The 17,868-nt window shown below is 39.4% G+C and carries 19 protein-coding genes and 4 pseudogenes; 3 read left to right on the top strand and 20 right to left on the bottom strand.

Features of this window, described 5'->3' with window-relative positions; genetic code table 11:
- Positions 1–4: 4 nt before the first annotated feature.
- The 5 genes and pseudogenes from ACQVGS_RS12905 to ACQVGS_RS12925 form a co-directional block, all read right to left on the bottom strand.
- On the bottom strand, positions 5–970 hold the full coding sequence (locus ACQVGS_RS12905; protein ID WP_254518238.1) for an acyltransferase domain-containing protein: 966 nt from the start codon (positions 968–970) through the stop codon (positions 5–7).
- Positions 971–1,420: 450 nt separating this feature from the next.
- The gene (fabD, locus tag ACQVGS_RS12910) at positions 1,421–2,287 is read right to left on the bottom strand and encodes an ACP S-malonyltransferase (RefSeq protein WP_106020770.1); all 867 of its coding nucleotides are present in this window, start codon (positions 2,285–2,287) and stop codon (positions 1,421–1,423) included.
- A 73-nt stretch (positions 2,288–2,360) separates the two neighbouring features.
- A pseudogene (locus tag ACQVGS_RS12915) lies at positions 2,361–2,483 on the bottom strand (hypothetical protein); the annotation flags it as partial.
- Between the two features lie 177 nt (positions 2,484–2,660).
- Positions 2,661–3,335 (bottom strand): MBL fold metallo-hydrolase, encoded by a 675-nt coding sequence (locus ACQVGS_RS12920; protein WP_151175038.1) that lies wholly within the window; start codon positions 3,333–3,335, stop codon positions 2,661–2,663.
- Positions 3,336–3,513: 178 nt separating this feature from the next.
- Positions 3,514–4,116 carry a TetR/AcrR family transcriptional regulator gene (locus ACQVGS_RS12925; protein ID WP_106020766.1) on the bottom strand — a complete coding sequence of 201 codons (603 nt, stop codon included), beginning with the start codon at positions 4,114–4,116 and terminating at the stop codon, positions 3,514–3,516.
- A 119-nt stretch (positions 4,117–4,235) separates the two neighbouring features.
- Here ACQVGS_RS12925 and ACQVGS_RS12930 point away from each other — a divergent pair, with 119 nt between their 5' ends.
- Positions 4,236–4,793, top strand: a complete 558-nt coding sequence (locus ACQVGS_RS12930; protein ID WP_151175037.1) for a hypothetical protein — start codon at positions 4,236–4,238, stop codon at positions 4,791–4,793.
- A gap of 248 nt (positions 4,794–5,041) precedes the next feature.
- Positions 5,042–5,488 carry a YrvL family regulatory protein gene (locus tag ACQVGS_RS12935; protein ID WP_151175036.1) on the top strand — a complete coding sequence of 149 codons (447 nt, stop codon included), beginning with the start codon at positions 5,042–5,044 and terminating at the stop codon, positions 5,486–5,488.
- 424 nt (positions 5,489–5,912) lie between these two features.
- Here the strand turns inward: ACQVGS_RS12935 and ACQVGS_RS12940 are convergent, their stop codons facing one another.
- The 11 genes and pseudogenes from ACQVGS_RS12940 to ACQVGS_RS12990 form a co-directional block, all read right to left on the bottom strand.
- Positions 5,913–6,401, bottom strand: coding sequence for an OB-fold protein (locus ACQVGS_RS12940; protein WP_151175035.1), 489 nt, complete (start codon positions 6,399–6,401; stop codon positions 5,913–5,915).
- A 163-nt stretch (positions 6,402–6,564) separates the two neighbouring features.
- Positions 6,565–6,753, bottom strand: coding sequence for a hypothetical protein (locus tag ACQVGS_RS12945; protein WP_024121464.1), 189 nt, complete (start codon positions 6,751–6,753; stop codon positions 6,565–6,567).
- Positions 6,754–7,086: 333 nt separating this feature from the next.
- Positions 7,087–7,215, bottom strand: coding sequence for a hypothetical protein (locus ACQVGS_RS12950; RefSeq protein ID WP_491830288.1), 129 nt, complete (start codon positions 7,213–7,215; stop codon positions 7,087–7,089).
- 162 nt (positions 7,216–7,377) lie between these two features.
- Complete coding sequence (locus ACQVGS_RS12955; protein WP_151175034.1) at positions 7,378–7,869, bottom strand: hypothetical protein; 492 nt, start codon at positions 7,867–7,869, stop codon at positions 7,378–7,380.
- A gap of 20 nt (positions 7,870–7,889) precedes the next feature.
- Complete coding sequence (locus ACQVGS_RS12960; protein ID WP_151175033.1) at positions 7,890–8,081, bottom strand: hypothetical protein; 192 nt, start codon at positions 8,079–8,081, stop codon at positions 7,890–7,892.
- A gap of 235 nt (positions 8,082–8,316) precedes the next feature.
- A complete protein-coding gene (locus ACQVGS_RS12965; RefSeq protein ID WP_151175032.1) occupies positions 8,317–9,054 on the bottom strand; it encodes a hypothetical protein in 738 nt (245 codons plus the stop codon).
- A gap of 233 nt (positions 9,055–9,287) precedes the next feature.
- A pseudogene (locus tag ACQVGS_RS12970) lies at positions 9,288–9,828 on the bottom strand (tyrosine-type recombinase/integrase).
- Entirely contained in the window at positions 9,828–10,277 is a 450-nt protein-coding gene (locus tag ACQVGS_RS12975; protein WP_151175031.1) for an ArpU family phage packaging/lysis transcriptional regulator, read from the bottom strand. The pseudogene ACQVGS_RS12970 and the gene ACQVGS_RS12975 overlap by 1 nt, the downstream one beginning before the upstream one ends.
- Positions 10,278–10,293: 16 nt before the next feature.
- Positions 10,294–10,422 (bottom strand): annotated as a pseudogene (locus ACQVGS_RS12980) (hypothetical protein).
- Positions 10,423–10,513: 91 nt separating this feature from the next.
- The gene (locus ACQVGS_RS12985) at positions 10,514–11,311 is read right to left on the bottom strand and encodes a hypothetical protein (RefSeq protein WP_151175030.1); all 798 of its coding nucleotides are present in this window, start codon (positions 11,309–11,311) and stop codon (positions 10,514–10,516) included.
- 97 nt (positions 11,312–11,408) lie between these two features.
- A pseudogene (locus ACQVGS_RS12990) lies at positions 11,409–11,592 on the bottom strand (hypothetical protein).
- Positions 11,593–11,685: 93 nt separating this feature from the next.
- Here ACQVGS_RS12990 and ACQVGS_RS12995 point away from each other — a divergent pair.
- Positions 11,686–12,204 (top strand): hypothetical protein, encoded by a 519-nt coding sequence (locus tag ACQVGS_RS12995; RefSeq protein ID WP_151175029.1) that lies wholly within the window; start codon positions 11,686–11,688, stop codon positions 12,202–12,204.
- A gap of 74 nt (positions 12,205–12,278) precedes the next feature.
- Here the strand turns inward: ACQVGS_RS12995 and ACQVGS_RS13000 are convergent, their stop codons facing one another.
- The 4 genes from ACQVGS_RS13000 to mutS form a co-directional block, all read right to left on the bottom strand.
- On the bottom strand, positions 12,279–12,410 hold the full coding sequence (locus ACQVGS_RS13000) for a hypothetical protein (protein WP_491830289.1): 132 nt from the start codon (positions 12,408–12,410) through the stop codon (positions 12,279–12,281).
- Positions 12,389–13,006 (bottom strand): DNA cytosine methyltransferase, encoded by a 618-nt coding sequence (locus ACQVGS_RS13005; RefSeq protein ID WP_491830290.1) that lies wholly within the window; start codon positions 13,004–13,006, stop codon positions 12,389–12,391. The genes ACQVGS_RS13000 and ACQVGS_RS13005 overlap by 22 nt, the downstream gene beginning before the upstream one ends.
- A 332-nt stretch (positions 13,007–13,338) precedes the next feature.
- A complete protein-coding gene (gene mutL, locus ACQVGS_RS13010) occupies positions 13,339–15,222 on the bottom strand; it encodes a DNA mismatch repair endonuclease MutL (protein WP_151175028.1) in 1,884 nt (627 codons plus the stop codon).
- A 15-nt stretch (positions 15,223–15,237) separates the two neighbouring features.
- Complete coding sequence (gene mutS, locus ACQVGS_RS13015; RefSeq protein WP_151175027.1) at positions 15,238–17,814, bottom strand: DNA mismatch repair protein MutS; 2,577 nt, start codon at positions 17,812–17,814, stop codon at positions 15,238–15,240.
- Positions 17,815–17,868 lie beyond the last annotated feature (54 nt).

The raw sequence follows: 17,868 nt of genomic DNA on the forward strand, positions 1-17,868 counted from the left end.
TTGTTTACTTCCTTTCTAGTTTCTGTAAACGCTCAACCATCTCCAGATTTTTCAGCTCCTGATGAAATGGTGTGATGATTGAATAACAGCGATTCGCTGAATCTCCCGAGATTAATTGTTTAACAAACGCAGCTAAGGTTCCTGAAGGCCCCAAATCAATGAAATGGCACGTATGCTGACTTTCCAAAAATTGAATAGCTTCTCGAAATCTCATTGGTCTTCTTACAGTATCCCAAAAGAAATCGTTATGAATCTCGCGAATGCTCCTTCCCGTTAAACAGGATACCAACGGGATTGAAGGGTGTTTAAAAGATTTTGATCTTAAAAATTCTTTATATACATCTTCTGCAGGATCAATAAGGGAAGAATGAAATCCGTAGGATACAGGCAGCGGCTGGCAGAGAATCCCGTTCTCTCTCAGGACATCAGTGATCTGCTGTATGTTTTCACTTTCTCCCGAAATGACAAAGTGCGAATCATAATGAATGGAGGTTAATTCACTATTTTCAAATAGCTGCGGATGATCAAGTAATAGTTGCGGTTTGTCGAGTATAGCCAGCATTTTTCCTTTATCGCAGTATTTTTCGATGACGGTAGCCTGTTCAAGTATGCATTCCAGTATCTCTTTTGCGTCTAAAACACCGGAAGCAGCAGCTGACGCGAATTCTCCCAGACTTGCCCCCAGCACGTAATCAGGCTGGATTCCCTTTTCTGCGAAAACCCGATATAAAGAATACTCAACCATAAAAATAGCGGGGTGCGTATAAAGGACACGGTCAAACGGATCCGATACACGCTTAGCGGGATGATACATTTCATTGACTATAGATATGCCGATTCGCCGAGAGACAATGGCATCCATTTCAAGCATACATTGGCGAAAAACGGTGTTTCCGCTGAATAATTCTTTTCCCATATGATAGTACTGAGAGCCTTGTCCGGAAAACATAAAAACGAGTGGTTCATTCATTTTTATAACCTTCTTTTTTATGTATTTAAAGGTGAGTTACGAAAATATGATGGTGCTGGCTGGCTGTGAGAAAAGCCTCGTTTTATGGTTTATAACATGAATGGAAAAATGCTTTGGTTTTGTTGTTCTGGATGTGGAAGCTCGTTAATGAAGTGATCTTGGAAGTATCTGAATTTGATGTGAATCATTTTGGCATCGCCAAAAACATCGACTCTATTATGACTTAGATGTTTTTGAAATAAAGGGCGGTTCTCTTGAAAGGAGAGCGATGGTTTATCGTAATATAAAAACTGACTGCGGTAGTGCAAATGTCCGCTAGAGAGCGAACTTTTTTTATGAGCCTCTTTATGTAACAGTATATAAATTCTTTCAGTTTTAACAGTGTCTATCGAATCATGCATCACGTATACTTTTGACCCGAATTTGAGGCCTTTTGGTATAGAAATCGGTTTAGCGTGTCATAGGTTCCGTATCTGTTTCAATGCGGCGGATCAATCCTGTTAACACATTTCCCGGTCCTATTTCCTCAAACTCCATTTGACCTTTTTCCATTAAAAAGCGTATACTTTCAGTCCATTTTACCGAATGGTTGATTTGATCCGCCAGTGTCGGCTTAATTACTTCAGAAGAGTACGGTCTGGCATATACATTAGAAATAACCGGAATAGATAAAGGAGCAAAATGAAAAGTGTCAAGAAATTGTTCAAACTCCTGCTTTGCATGATTCATGTATCTGGAATGAAACGCACCGCTGACGTTTAAGGGGAGAAACATCGTAACGTCTGTCTTGGCTTCAAAGATGGGTGCGGCTTTGTCAATATCTTCTTTTTGACCTGAAATCACAATTTGATAAGGAGCATTTACATTCGCAATGTCAATCGCATGTAAATGATGATCTATCAAAACCTCTGAAACCTGTTCTTCATTTAGTCCCATAACGGCCGCCATACCGCCGTTGCTTACCATGCTCATCAGCTCGCCTCTTTTTCTGACAAGCTTTAACCCCGTCTCAAAATCAAAGGCTTCAGCCGCAAATAGCGCATTGTATTCTCCAAGGCTGTGCCCGGCAACAAAATCGGGTTTTATGTCTGTTTCCTGTATTTTTTTCAGGTAGCTTAATGCGTTCACTACATATAAGGCCGGCTGAGTAAATTGCGTTTTGTTTAAGTTTGAATAAGGATTTTCTATGCATAGGCGTTTGATAGAATACCCTAAGATCTCATCTGCTTGTGCCGTCAGTTCTTTAAACTCATCAAATAACTCACTGCCCATTCCCTGTTTCTGTGAACCCTGTCCCGGAAAAACATATGTGATCATTCTATTAAAGCCACCCTTCCCCGCATATATAATTACCTGCTGACTTACGTTATAGAAAATATAAGTATTGCCCCGGATAAATAGTAGCATGTTCATGTTGATGGTAACCTCTGTAAATATTATCCGTCAAGTTAATTTTTCCTACACTTTCCATCGTTTTTTCTCTGCATTTTTCCATAAAGGTATAAAGAATCAGGACATGCTGTAAAACATAAGAAAATAGACCTGCATATCATTTGTGCCAAAAGATGATGATACATAAGCTTCATTTCATTACTTAATAAAATCAACCCGTGCTTTGTCATCATTTTTCAAAAGGCAAATCTTTCGGATGCAGAAAGAAAATAGTCTAATAGAATGATTTCGGAAAAACTTATTTAAAATCAAAAATACCTCTTTGGTTTTTTCTATTGCGGAATTTCACAAAGTATTCTTTTTTATCAATCTGAAAATAAATATTATGTTTTAAAAGCTCACCTATTGTTTGCCCTGGTGTTTGACCAAATGAATGCCCCGGATAAACCCGCACTTCTGGGGAAACGATGGATTTTATCCTCTGAACACTATCGAACATATCATCTGCGGAACTGCCATGATCTTCACATATCCCGCATCCTTCCGTAAAAATCGTATCTCCTGTGAATATACTTTCTGAAAACAAATAACACATCCCGCCGGCTGTATGCCCAGGTGTAAGCAGACATTGCGCTTTCGTCATTCCTATGCTGATGGTTTCAAGGTCTTGAAGAGCAATTAAGTTTTTGCATCTGAATTGGTAAAAGTCGATTTCTGTTTTCGACATATACACTTGAGGATGAAATAATGCCGTGAGCGGCTCAACAAGATTTACATGATCATAATGAGAGTGCGTTAAAAGAATTGCTGATAAATCAACCTCCAGTTCAGAAAGTTTATTAGTTAGTTTACTCAATTCCCATGATGGATCAACAACTATCGCAGATCGGCTTACAATATCTTCAATGATGTAACAATAGTTAGTCCACCCTTGATGAAATGTTTTGATCGTATGTACCGCATAAGTAACCATTTTCACCATTCCTATCAATATGAAGTTCTTTCATTCTCTCTTCCATTCCCACTTTACCAAACGGTATGCGGCTTTTCCATTCTTCAATTCATTCTTGCAGTTACGGCTTGATTCACATAAAAAAAGTTATTCTTTTTGGAGACTTGTCCATTAAGAATAACTTTTTGCAGTGACCTATTCACTCTTGGGCTGATTCATCAACGCATATAGATTGTAAATGCTGCATAATAACACGTTTGATCCGTTCTTTATTCACACGGCGAGGGTCAAACATCGCATGTAAAGCCAAGCCATCAATTAAGGCGTACAGCCTCTCTTCTTCTATTTCTTTATCAGCATGTTTTTGCAATAAATGAAGCTGGTCCAAGTAGTCGATCAGATTTCGAATTGCTTTGTAAATCTCATCATGTCCCGCATCAAACATATTGTCTTTATGTCTCGCATAAACAGTAAAAGCAAACCATACCTCCATCTCTCTAATCGTTTCAGCATTTGTCGGGACAATTTCAAGCAGTATGTGTAACACTTTTTCTTTAGGCGGCAAATCAAGGGCAGCAATTTTATTAATGCGGGCTGTCACCTTTTCTTTCACAAGTTTCATTGCAAAAACAAGCAATTCATCCTGAGTTGAAAAATAATGGCGAAGCGCACCTAACGACAGTCCTGCTTCTTTGGCAATGTTTCTGACTGAGGCCCCCTCCATCCCTCGTTCTAAAATCACCCGCCATGTCGCTTCTGCAATGTGTTTTCTTCTTTTTTCATGGTCAATTTGTTTTGGCATATCTTTATTTTACCAAGAAAAAAATCAGAGAGCAATTTTTATAATACAGTTGTTTTATAAAAACGCAGATGGTAAAATCATATTAAATAATACAACTGTATTAGAAAGAGGGGAACAGATTGAACAGTGTCGCTTGGATGATTGTCTTCTGCGAAATAGGATTTTGGGTTGTAATAGTGTTAGGCCTTGTCGTACGCTATCTATTTAAACAAGATAAATTAGGGCTGTTTCTTTTTGCCTTAACCCCTGTCATTGACCTGATTTTGTTAATAATGACGTCTGCGGACTTATACCGCGGAGCCGTTGCGACTACTGCACACGCGATTGCTGCAGTGTACATCGGCGTATCGATTGCTTTCGGCAAGCAAATGATCCAATGGGCGGATGAAAAATTCCGTTATTATGTAACAAAGCAAGGCTCAAAACCGCTTGTGCGCTATGGAATGGATCATGCGAAACATTATGCGAAAAGCTTGATCAGACATGTTTTCGCTTATCTTATTGGTGCCGGGTTGCTGGCCGGGATGATTTATTTTATTAATGATGCTGCCCGTACCGAAGCGCTGAGCAGTGTTTTAAAGCTATGGACAGTCATTCTGGGCATTGATTGCCTGATCACCGCCAGTTATTTTATCTGGCCGAAAAAAGCGAAAGCTTCAAAAAATCTCAGAAGTTAAAATTAGTCTCGCTAAAAAATCCTTTTTCAATAGAAAAAGGATTTTTTCACTTTTGTAAATATATGTTACGCTTTATGCAAGTCATCTAGATAAGGAGCTTATATGAAAAAAGCCTATGCTTTCTCAGTATACCTGTCGGATTTTCGCTTTTTTCATTAGGCACTTGCCTAGGAAACATATCCTGTTTTTATTATTATTTTATGAGTTCTGCTGTATTGTGAATCACTAACATGTAAGGAGTGTAATACGTGAGCCAGAAAGAACACGACACGCCATTTAAAGACTTAAAACCAAGCTCAAAAATAATAGTGATTGTATCCATTGCCCTCCTTATCACAATTGCAGCTGCTGTGATCTTCGGCGGTTATTTCTTCGGCATGAAAGGGCTATTTGCCATCCTCGGCATCACATACGATTCCAATCAATCCTTATTGTTTTTTATATTGGGATGCTTTGCTGCTGGACTGGTTATAGACCCTCTAACAAAAGTCGTTTCTTTGATAATGATCCATTCACTTTCTATCAGAAAAACAGCACTTTTCACATTTGTTTTTTATTTCATCGCTAATTTCATAACAATTTGTTTAGTAGATTACTTTATGGATTCTATTTATATTCCGGACGCATTACTCTTTGTCATATCAGCATTTATGGCGTTCACTGAACTAGCATTTGATGATCGGCCTAAAACATAAACCGATAAAAAACCGCTTGTGATTGATTCAAGCGGTTTTATGCTGTAATGACATTTTCGTCGCCTCACTTTCCTATATAGTCAACGAGAAAGTGTAAAACAATTAGAGGAATGAAACCTGGAATGCAAAACAAAAATCAAAATATGTCTAAAAACTTGTTATGGTTTCGTTTCTTCTTGTTGCTGTGTCTAGTGTGCATCACAGCCCGGCTACGGGTGAGGCAGGATCGGGCAACCAGAGGCGGTTCATATTCTCATAGGCTTAAGGGCATAGCCCTCACTCTTTGTCCTTTCATTCGCGAGTGAAGATACATATAAAATCTTTTTGATGAATTGCTTAGTCATCTTTAATTCTCCTTCGAATATTTTGTATCCTATTCATAATCTCTCCTTTGCCAATATAAAAAGACACCCAATCGGATGTCTTACTCTCTTTCTACTAGAACGCCTGTAATCATCGGTGTCTCTTCACCTTCTTGCACCGGGCCGTAAGCTGAAACCTTATCGCCCTTAGTTAATGTTAAGTAACTCATGTTCATCACTAGATACAAACACTTTTCACCATCTTCTTCCTGAGAAATTATAAACGAATCCAAAGCACCACCTTCATCCGTTACATTCTCGACTGTGCCAGTTATCTTCACAACTTTATCAACTGGTGGATCGTTTACATTTAATTCTTCGTATGATGCTTGAGTAGCAATTTCCTTTACTGTTTCGTTAACTTCTGTCCGTGCTGTGTCTGTAGACTCGTCTTCTTGAGTAACACCAGCATCAACTATAGACAACCCATCTGTGTTTGATTCCTTGTTTATTTCATTTTGTTTCGTAGTGTCAATGTTTTTCGTTTCATTGCTGGTTGAACAGCCAGCAAGTAATCCAATAGATATCAAAGTAATTATTATGTATTTCATGTAACTCCCTCCATTATGAGAAGAGTATACCTTACATGATTGTTTCAAACTATTTTTTAATAGACAAAAGTTAATCCCTCCCCCATACATTCTTTCCTCTGTTCACATGTGCACCTGCATCGCGCAACTACCCAAATAAAAAAGCACCCCGAGGGATGCTTTTTTATTTTCTTTTCACATCAAATTGCGTGACAAGTCGCATATTAACATTTGCTATACGCTTACCATCTTCAAACTCATACCAATGTTCACATTCTTGCAATTCTTTTATAAGTGCTTTCTCAGATTCTGCAATTACTTTAGCTGTTCTTAAATTTTCATTATCAAACCAAAAAACAACTTCAAATTTCATAAACTTTCACCTCTTGATTTATTATCAGACAAGAGGACTAGAAATGAAACAGTTCGCAAAATTTGTCGAACGATTCCCTTTTAATCACATATTTATTCTTTCTAAACTGCCACCGTACCTCCAATTGTCTATCCTGATATTTACCGGAAGCAGTTTACAGAGAATATAAAAAGCGCCTTAACGAATATAAAATAAAATTTAAGATAATAATTTTATCTGAGCGTAACACCTTCAACACTTTATTTGCGCTTAGTTAAAGCCTTGCGTTAAACCCATTCAATCTTTAATTAATATACGCAAGGCTTTACACATCAATACCATTCACTACATACTTCATTTTTTTTCTTTATTTTTTCTTTTTTTACTATCAAATAAACCAAATGCAACTGCCAATGCAATAATCATTGCAGCATACCAAGGCCAATCCATCATATCACCACTTTCATAAAAGTAATCTGCCAAATAAGGCTAATCAAATACGGCACTAATATTGATACGTTCTTAATGAGATATTGGTTTCATTAAATAATATTCCCTCTAAACTGCCCCCGCGCTCAAACCGTTAACCGTCAATTGTCTATTCTGAGATTTACCGGAAGCAGTTTACAGAGAATATAAAACCCTTCAGTTAGAAGGGTTCTTTTGTTCGTCTTTATTTAAATTTAGATAATACCATCCCATATTCTTTCCTCTTAAATTTTGTATCCTCCAGTAATATAAATGAAATTTTTTTACACTATGGCTATCTTCAATGATTGTCTCGTTTTCTTCCTCTTTAAATGATCTTACACTTTTATATTTCATCCGTTGTCCTGTTTGCAATTGATACCAAACATCTATTCTTTTAATTCCATATTTGCGATTCGTAACATTCCCATAATTTATATCCAGTGGTATATAAACCTCATCATCGGGAAGCATAAATGGCAAAGATGTTTCTATTATGCTCTTATCATCGTTACCTAATTTTATTTTAATGTATCCGCCTGTAATAATACTTTTTCCTACAGTTCTTACCTGTAAATAGTTAAATCTAGATACATCAGTGAAATTCGCATCTTGATCAAGTCTTTTTCCTATTATTAATCTCTCTAAACTCTCGTAGCTATTAGGCAATAATAACTTGGCCCCCTCCTTTACAAAAGGAGCATTTTTAAGATGGTATTTCCTGTTATCTCATCCATCACCATAAAAGTTCTGTATTCAAACTTAACTTTATGATCTTCATTGATTCTACCTAAAATAAAAGTAATAAATGGTACTATAATAGCTGCTGCAGCTGTTAATGCTGTGGGTAGTACACCAAAAGTTTTTATAATTTCGTCCACACTGTTTTACCTCTACCTTATTATCGGTAAAGGGAATGAACAAAGAAACAATTTGCAAAATTTGTCGAACGTTTTCTGTGATTCAGATAACTGTTAACCGATGCAGTTTGCAGAGAATAAAAAAAGCGACCCCGCTTATCAGCAGTGCCGCTCCCTTGATCTATTACCTATTACCATAATAACTCACTTTAAAGAAAATGGAGTGCCGTTATCCTGCCAAGTTTATGCCATTTTTTTAAATTATAAGTTTTTTCGGTTTCTTCCTTCTCTTGTTTCTTAAAAAAACAAAATTAATAGTTGCAGCTAACAATGCCAATATATTAAGTATTAACATAATAATAGAAAAGATATTGGAAGAATTAGTGTCGGTTATTACATAAGCTGACGCTAACCCCAAAAGACTCACTACCAGTAAGGTGAAAAAAGGTAATAAACGTACAGAAGGTGCTTCAAGTGTTGAGAAAGAGTAAAATGATTTTAGCCCCTTAATTGACCCTTTTAATTTATAAAAATTTTTATCATCTGTATGTAATATTTCAATTACAGCACCATCCGAAGCATCTAAATAATCAAATTTCACTTCTAGAATGTTAGGGTTATTTTCATCTATTTTAATTATAAAATCATTTGCATCACTACTTTTTTCCAATATGGTTGCAGAAATAATTTCTTGTCCCTCACTAATTTCTATTCTAACAGGATCTTTTTCTACAATGTGTTTCCCCTCAATAGTAACATTTCCACTATTCCAAACAGTCATTTGAGTGTTGGTTACTCTTTCAACAGACTTTCCCTTAAAAATAATTTCTATATCTTCCGGAGCTTTATCGTTTTTTCCAACTACTCTTTCACTTTTGAAGGTATATGTCAGTTCATTTACTTTTCTGTTTTTATAATGAGAATAAATTGCAAATAAAATACCGAAAAGTCCTATTAATGAACCAATCCACCCCTGATTTAATAAGTTAAGCACAGATCACATCTCCCAAATTATTCATATATTATAATGTACTTACTTATCGGCATATTATCAATATTGAATTACCCATATGTTTTATACTGTGCAACTCGTTGAACTGGCCAATCCCTTGTCCTCTCTGGGTTTTAACCAATATCCCTAAAATGAATTACACACCTGTTATTTTTGAGGAATTGACGAAAAACGCAAAGAAAAAGGCCCATCCTTGTTGTTTTGGATGAGCCTGGTTATATTTTAAATTTCTTCATAGCGTTGTTCTTGGCGTCTTGATTGATTCCGATGTACCTAAGGGTTGTCCGTTGGTCTGAGTGATTAAATATCTTTGCAGCATAGCAACGTCCTTCGTTTGTTTGTAAAAGTGATAGCCAAATGTTTTCCTCAATGTATGCGTGCCGATGTCATTTAAACCAACATACTCAGCAGCACCCCTGAGAATCTTGTAAGCCATTGACCGGATATCGGTTTGTTGATTCCTTCTCGGCTTTTAAAGAGAAACTCATGATCCTCTTTCCCTTCGACATAGGCCTTAAATTCTCTTTGAAGAGCTGGCGTCATGTCGATTCTCTTTTTCTTTTTCGTTTTCTTCTCTATGAGATTGAAATAAGGACGTTTGGCGTCTCTTACTCTCAGCTACAGAATATCCGATATGCGGAGCCCTGAATTGATACCGGTCACAAATAGCATATAATTCCTCATGTTTTGCTCTTTTAAAAACCTCTTGATGTAAAAGATGCATTCCGGATCATGTATAGGCTGAACAAAATTCATTAAGAAGCTGCCCCTTTCTTGTAGACTTCTTCCCTTAGAGCAAACGCCAGCCTATAGAGAGCTTTTGCCTGTACACGATAATAGCTGCGCTGGCTCATTCCCATTTCTGCATATACTTCATAATCATACATTTCTTCCGATTGCATATAGAGCATGACAATGATCTGCCGTTCTCTTTGAGAAAGCCGGTTAACAGCCCTTTGAATCCTTTTTAAGAATTTGTCACGCTGAATCTCCCAATCAAGACGCTTTAATGCTGCCTCTTCTGTTGAGGAATGAAACTCATTCGTGATACTTGGCGGAACAGTGCTGTAAGTAGGTGTAACCTTTGGCAAAAAATCATCTGGCACCTGTAAGAGATATAACCGATATTGATCCAGCAGCTTCTCAGCTTTTAATTTAGTCGCTTCTTCGTCAATCTGAGGAATATTTAATGTTAATTGATTCATATTTTTACCCTCCCGTTTATTTACGTCTTAAAGCCCCGCCTTTGCCTCTTTTCAATGTTTGCCTATCTTGACCCATCATTTGCCGCTAAAAAAATTCTGAGCGCTCCTGCGCGTTTTTATTGAGTTTTTCTTCCTCTCCTTCCATCCCTCCGTTCAAATAAAAAACGGACACCAACCAAAGCACAGATTTCTCTGTACAGTGATCAGTGTCCGCAGGCTTTTCGTCTTGGACTATATTAAGCTTTGTCTTTTATAAACATTTTTTTATCACATAGTTCATCTAATTTTATTATCTTTGTTTCCGTGCATAATTTAGGATTTGGTTTATTCCCTAACAAAATAAGTTCCTTGCTGATAGCATGTAAAACATACCAACACTCATCACTCTCATCACTTGTTGAAGGATTTTGTGGACGTTCTTGTTCGGATCTCTCTATCACAATATATTTATCTTTTGACCATTCAACTAATCTGGATACAGGCCTCATTAAAAATGGAACTGGTAAAGAAAAAACAAAGGGAATACCCAGGATATAAATTAGTTTAGTTAGCTGGTTCTCGTCTTTGCTACTTCCGATTATAAAACCATCAAGTGCAACATAGAACAAGATTAAACATGTTACAAAAATAATAACTATGCTACACCTTCTCCAATATGGTTTGAAAAAATTCGAAAATCCACATTCCTTGTCCTCAAATTCTTTGATAAACAATATGATTACGAATAATATTTCTCCAATCGTAGCAGTTATTGTACCAACGGTCGTAGATGAATTGAAATTAACTGTCCATTCTGGTAAATTGGTCAAACTTAGTATAGAAAGAAAAGCTGCTGTCCAAAATACTGTCTGCCAAAAGTGACGCCAAATCATTACAGTAAACAATTTCTCTTTAGAAAAAAGCTTCTTTTCAAAAATATTGGCTGTTAAAGTAGTTATTGGCCTAAATGTTACAACTAACCCGTAAACTAAGATACCTGCAGCAGCTACATAGCCTGGTATCCCGATGCTCTTAAGCAAACCAACAACATCCATAACATTTCCTCCTCCTTTTCTTAATAATCTCTTTTTGGAATCGACAAATTATGGATTTTCTTTAGTGTTTTTAAGAAAAACCCTATTTAAATAGGGTTCATTTGTCTTCCCTCTTCTCTATATACTTATCAATATCTTTAAAGTAAGCCGCAGCCGTGATTGAAATGATTACCGATCAAAGCAAGGTTAGCTTTCATGTCCGGCCTGTAATCGTGTTGGAAATATATCCAGAATCCGCATCCCATCAGCAAAAACAATATTCTGAGCACCCTCCCCCCCATATTGTTCACAAATAATTAACATTTATATACAGGTTTATTTTTAACCTAGGACGAATTCTTTAGGTGTATCAAAAAACTAAAGGAGTGGTGATAATGAATTTTAAAAAGTTAGTAACAACCACCTTATTAACTTCAGCTATTTTAGGATCTGGCTCAATTGCTAGTGCTACAAGTTTAGATAGTAAAGGAGGGGTCTTACCCATCTCTAATAAATTTCAAACTGACTCTATTTTCAACACAAATGGGAAAGCATCGATATCTGCAAGTGTTGTATATGTTGGTGGCAGACTAGAAGCTAATGGTTCAAACAAGGATTACAAAGACTCACAAGTATTTACCCTATCAAATAACACTGGAACAAATTATAAAGGGTGGCAAGAATCTGAAAGAGCCAACGCAGCTGCGTATCTTAAGTACGAATTAATAAATGCATCTACCGGTAATACGGTGTCTCAAGTCAGTTATTATGGTGAAGTTAAAGCAAGTGATGGACGCACTTGGCCAACTTTATCCTTTACCAGCTCCAATATAAAAGTTACAGATAAATACTATGTTAGGGTTACCAACCTTGGCAGTTACCCAGTGAATTTCGCTGGTAATGTTTACAACTGATTAACTTCTGGAAAGGCAATCTATTTTTGGTTGCTTTTTTCATTTTAAAAGCAGGCACGGGCTGATATTTATATCTAATTCACTGTAATCACATTCAGGGCAGCTGTATTCGAACATGATGCCGCCTCCTGATCCATAATCACTTTGAATATCGGGTAAATCTGCTGAGGCACAATCGCGTTGCCTAATCCTTTAATTCTGTCCACCCGGTTGGGAACACCATGAGCCACTCTACCCACTTCGGGTTCAGCTGCCAACCGACTCTTATCCCCTCCAGGCTTGAGACTGTATTTCCCAATCTGACATATTGTGCTTTTTCGCTCGCCTTTCTTCCTCCATCGACGGCGCAAGCCGGTATAATAAACGATTGCCCTTTGTAACCTGCGCTTTCCAAGTCAAATAGCGTGAGGTCGAGCTCCATATTTGCGAAGTTAGCAACGTTTTCACCAACAACCCAAGTGGGTCTAAGTTCTTTGATAATCCTAAACATTTCCGGCCAGAGGTCGCGGTCACCTTCCGTGCCTCTTCGCTTCCCGGCAATACTGTAAGGCTGGCAAGGGAATCCTCCTAAAATAATGTCAATTGTTTCACCTGACTCAATCATTCCTTTTTCCTCTAAAAGCTGTCTATTCAAGGTGCATACATCGTCAAAGATGGGAACACCAGAGAAGTTTTTATTCAGTACCTTCTGGCAGATGGGTTCACGCTCACAGAATGCGACTGTTTCAATACCAACCCACTCGGCAGCAAGCGCAATGCCCCCTATTCTCGCAAATAAATCGATGCCTTTGCATGCTGTCATCCCCTATCCCCGGCAGAACTGCAATTGCAAAGAATAAAACCACCACGATCCCACCTAGAAGACAACCGATTTGTTTTATTACACGTAACAATAATTGTTTCATTTTGCATCATGTTACTCACATGGTCTAAAGCATACTCATGCAATCATGCTGTTAGAAAGTGGTGAAGACCTTAAATACGACTTTGGCCATACTACAGTTAATATGGCTGCTGATGTTATTTACATAACACAATAAAAAAAGCATTGATCAATTCGAAGAATATCTCAATGCTTGAAAAATGCATAGAAAAAATATGGGCAAAGGGTATATTCCACTTCGCCAAACCCCGCTACATCACCCGTTTGAACATCTTTTCCATCTCATACGTGGAATGATGAATCATAATCGGACGGCCGTGCGGGCATGTAAATGGGTCTGATGTGCTTCGGAGATCGTCCAGAAGCGCTTTGATCTCGTCGTTTCTGAGGTGGCGGTTTGCTTTGATTGAACCTTTGCAGCTCATCATAATCGCCGCTTCCTCGCGCAGTTTTTTGATATCAATGTTTTTCGAATCGAGCACCTGCTGAATGATTTCTTCTATCAGCTCGGCTTCTTCTCCTTTTGGAAACCAAGCCGGGTGGCAGCGGACGATGTAACTGTTCGAGCCGAAAGACTCTAAAAAGACACCTACGCTTTCGAGCTCTTGTAGATGCTGTTCGATAATGAGTGCCTCGTTCGTGGAATAATGGAACGTCAGCGGCACAATCATGTCCTGCACCTCAGGCTCAACCTCCCCGACCTTTTCACGAAAATATTCGTATTTAATACGCTCTTGGGCGGCATGCTGGTCGATAATATATAAGCCGTTTTCGTTTTGCGCCAATATATAGGTCCCATGCATCTGGCCGATCGGGTACATGATCGGCACACGTTCAGATGATGTCTGCTGAAGTTCCTGAGCGGGCTCCTGTTCGAATGCTTCAGGCAATTCCTCTGAAACAGCAGGCTCTGCAATATCTTGTTTTGTTTCAGCCACAGAATGAGTTTCAAGCTGCTCTGAAGGCAATTCGTCTTCTATCTCAACTGGTTCTTTGACAACTGAACTGAGCTTCATTGGTGAATACGAAGGCATAAGCGCTTTTTCCGGCACTTTTCTTTCAGCAGGTTTTTCATCAAAGGTCATGAACTGCTGCTCATTTTTGATCACAGGTGCTGACTTTTTCGGAAGCTGTGCGCTCGGTATCAGCTGCTGCTGTTTAAATACATCTTTTATGCCGTCACGAATTAAGTCGTGCAGCTCTGTTTCCTTGCTGAGCCGTACCTCAAGCTTCGAAGGGTGCACGTTGACATCGACTAAAATCGGGTCCATGGTGATTTCTATAAATGTGATCGGATGGCGTCCGATTGGCAAAAGTGTGTGATATCCTTCGTGCACCGCCTTGACGAGCGGGAAATTTTTAATATAACGGCCATTGATGACAGACGACATGTAATTTCTCGATGCCCGTGTAATCTCTGGCAGAGCGATATATCCCTTCACTTCAAAATCCAGTGAGCTGACATGAAGCGGCAGCATTTTTTTAGCGACAGCCGTACCGTAAATCGCGGCAAGGACATGGCGCACATCTCCATTTCCATTCGTTTGGAGAAGATTTTTTCCATGATGGCGAAGGCGGATCGATACCTCCGGATGTGCCAGCGCAATCCGGTTGACCACATCCGTAATATTCCCAAGCTCTGTATGAACGGTTTTCATATATTTCAAGCGGGCCGGTGTATTAAAAAACAGATTGGAAACGACAATTTCGGTTCCCTTCCTGCTGGAGGAACGCAATTCAGAAATGATGTTTCCCCCTTGAAGCATGAGCTTCGTTCCCGCTCCTTCTCCCGTGCTTGTCGTAATCTCCAGATGGGAGACAGACGCAATACTCGGCAGTGCCTCTCCCCTAAAGCCAAGTGTTCTCACTCTGAATAAATCATTCTCATCTTTTATTTTACTTGTTGCGTGGCGGCGGAAGGCACGCTTGCAATCTTCATTTTCCATTCCTTCTCCATTATCCAGAACACGAATGGATGCAAGACCCGCTTCCTCAATGTCGATTTCAATGACTGTGCTGTCAGCGTCGATGGCATTTTCCACCAATTCCTTCACGACTGAGGCGGGCCGTTCCACAACCTCGCCCGCCGCAATTTTATTTGAAAGTTCATCTGACAGCTGGATGACTTTTGCCACATTCATCACCCCGTTTTAATGTAATTTCTTTTGCAGCTTGTACATTTCATTCATCGCTTCCAGCGGTGTCATATCAAGTATATTCAGAGATTTAAAGACATCAAGTACTTGCTTTTCTTTTTTAGAAAGCTTTGGTGATGCAGCCGGTTTATCCGATTCGTCAAAGAAGGACAGCTGTGCCGGCTCTTCTTTTACCTCAGGTTTCTGCACTGGCACTTCCGGTTTGTTCCCTGAATGCTCAAGTTCTTTTAGAATGTCTTGAGCGCGCGAAATCAGATCTTCCGGCAGCTCAGCCAGCTGGGCGACATGGATACCGTAGCTTTTGTCAGCTGCCCCTTCTTTAATTTGATGAAGAAAGACAACCGTTCCATTATATTCCTCAGCACGAACATGGACGTTTTTCAGCTGCGGAAGCTTTTCTTCAAGAACCGTCAGCTCATGATAGTGCGTACTAAACAGCGTCTTGGCGCCGATATGGTCATGAACATATTCAATAATCGCTTGCGCAAGGGCCATGCCGTCATATGTGGACGTTCCCCGCCCGATTTCATCAAACAAAATGAGGCTGTTTTTGGTTGCATTTACAATCGCATTTTTGGCTTCAAGCATTTCCACCATAAATGTACTTTGTCCGGAAATCAAATCATCCGCCGCGCCGATTCGGGTGAAAATTTGATCAAAAATCGGAAGCATAGCTTTTTTCGCGGGCACAAAGCAGCCAATTTGCGCCATAATGGAGATGAGCGCGATTTGTCTCATGTATGTGCTTTTCCCCGACATGTTCGGACCGGTAATGAGCAGCATCTGTCTGTTATCGCCCATCACACAGTTGTTAGGCACGTATTCCTGGCTGTCCATTACTTTTTCAACAACCGGGTGTCTGCCCTCTATGACCTCAACTTCATCTTTAGAAAATTCAGGTTTCGTGTAATGACGATTTTCACTGATTGTCGCAAAGCATTGCAGCGCATCGAGCTCACTCATCTGTTTGGCGAGCTGCTGCAAACGCGGAATATACAATTTCACTTTCTCACGCAGCTCGGTGAACAGCTCGTATTCCAGCTCGCAGATGTTATTTTCCGCTTCCAAAATGAGCGCTTCTTTTTCTTTTAATTCAGGTGTAATGTAGCGTTCTGCATTTGTTAGCGTCTGCTTCCGCTCATAGCGCCCTTCTTCAAGAAGGTGCAAATTCGCCTTTGTTACTTCAATATAATAGCCAAATACTTTATTGAAGCCGACTTTTAATGACCGAATGCCTGTATATTCACGTTCCTGCTGTTCAAGGCGGGCAATCCAGTCTTTCCCGTTTCTGCTAGCATCGCGGTATTCATCGAGCTTTTGATTGTACCCGTCTTTGATCAGGTTTCCTTCTTTTACTGATATCGGAGGGTTTTCGTACAGGGCTCCTTCCAGTAATTCTAGAACATCACCGCACGGGTCAATCCGCTCCGCCCGTTCCTTCGCTTTCTTATGAGCCAGTGAAGCAACAAGCTGTTTAATGCCGGGCACTTGCTTTAATGATTCCTTCAGCTGAATGAGATCCCGTGCATTGACATTTCCGAATGCGACACGGCCTGCGAGGCGTTCTAAATCATAGACTTCCTTTAAACGCTCACGCAGATCTTCCCGTTCAAAGAAATGGGACATTAATGTTTCCACCATTTCTTGACGCTCTTCAATTTGATTCACTCTGATAAGCGGACGGTCAATCCACTGTTTCAGCAGCCGCCCTCCCATCGCAGTTTTTGTTTCATCAAGCAGCCATAACAGGGAGCCTTTTTTATTTTTTGAACGGATCGTTTCAGTCAGCTCTAAATTCCGCTTCGAGTATAAGTCGATTTTCATGGCTTCTTCAAGCTCATACACTTGTACAGGCTGAAGATGATCTAAGCTCCGTTTCTGAGTCCTTTTCAGATACGTATATAAACGGAGAAAAGTTTTCGTTACGTCCGGATTCTGCAAATGCTCAATAATCTGAACGTGCTCATCCGTTTCCCCATCTTCAATCGAAATGGTAGCGCCGCACCGCTCCTTCAGCTGAGCAACCGTCTTTTCATCAAGGCTTTCCGCTACGACAATTTCCCGCGCGCCGACTGAATAAATTTCTGATATGACGTCTTCCAGCCGTTCAATTAAAACAGCCAAATTTTCACCCGTTGTTAAATCGGACAGTGCCAGCCCGTATCCGTTTGAGCAGGCCGAAACTGATGCAATAAAGTTGTTTTCTGATTCATGGATGCCTTTTCCGTCCATTACAGTTCCAGGGGTAATCAGCTGAACGACTTCACGTTTGACGACGCCCTTTGCAGCCTTTGGATCCTCCGTTTGTTCGCATATGGCCACCTTGTATCCTTTTTTAATAAGCTGCTCGATATAAGCCGAAGCAGAATGATACGGAACACCGCACATCGGTATTTTTTCAGCGGCGCCTCCGTCTCTGCTTGTTAACGTAATTTCCAGCTCTTGTGACGCTTTTTTAGCGTCCTCAAAAAACATTTCGTAAAAATCACCGAGACGAAAAAATAAAAAGGCATCCTGATGCTCTGCCTTTATTTTTAAATATTGCTGTATCATAGGCGTATAAGTAGCCATTGTTTAATCCCTCACTATGTATCAACGTTTCTATTTGCCAGCCTTCATTATAAC

This window comes from Bacillus sp. SD127 (assembly GCF_058566445.1).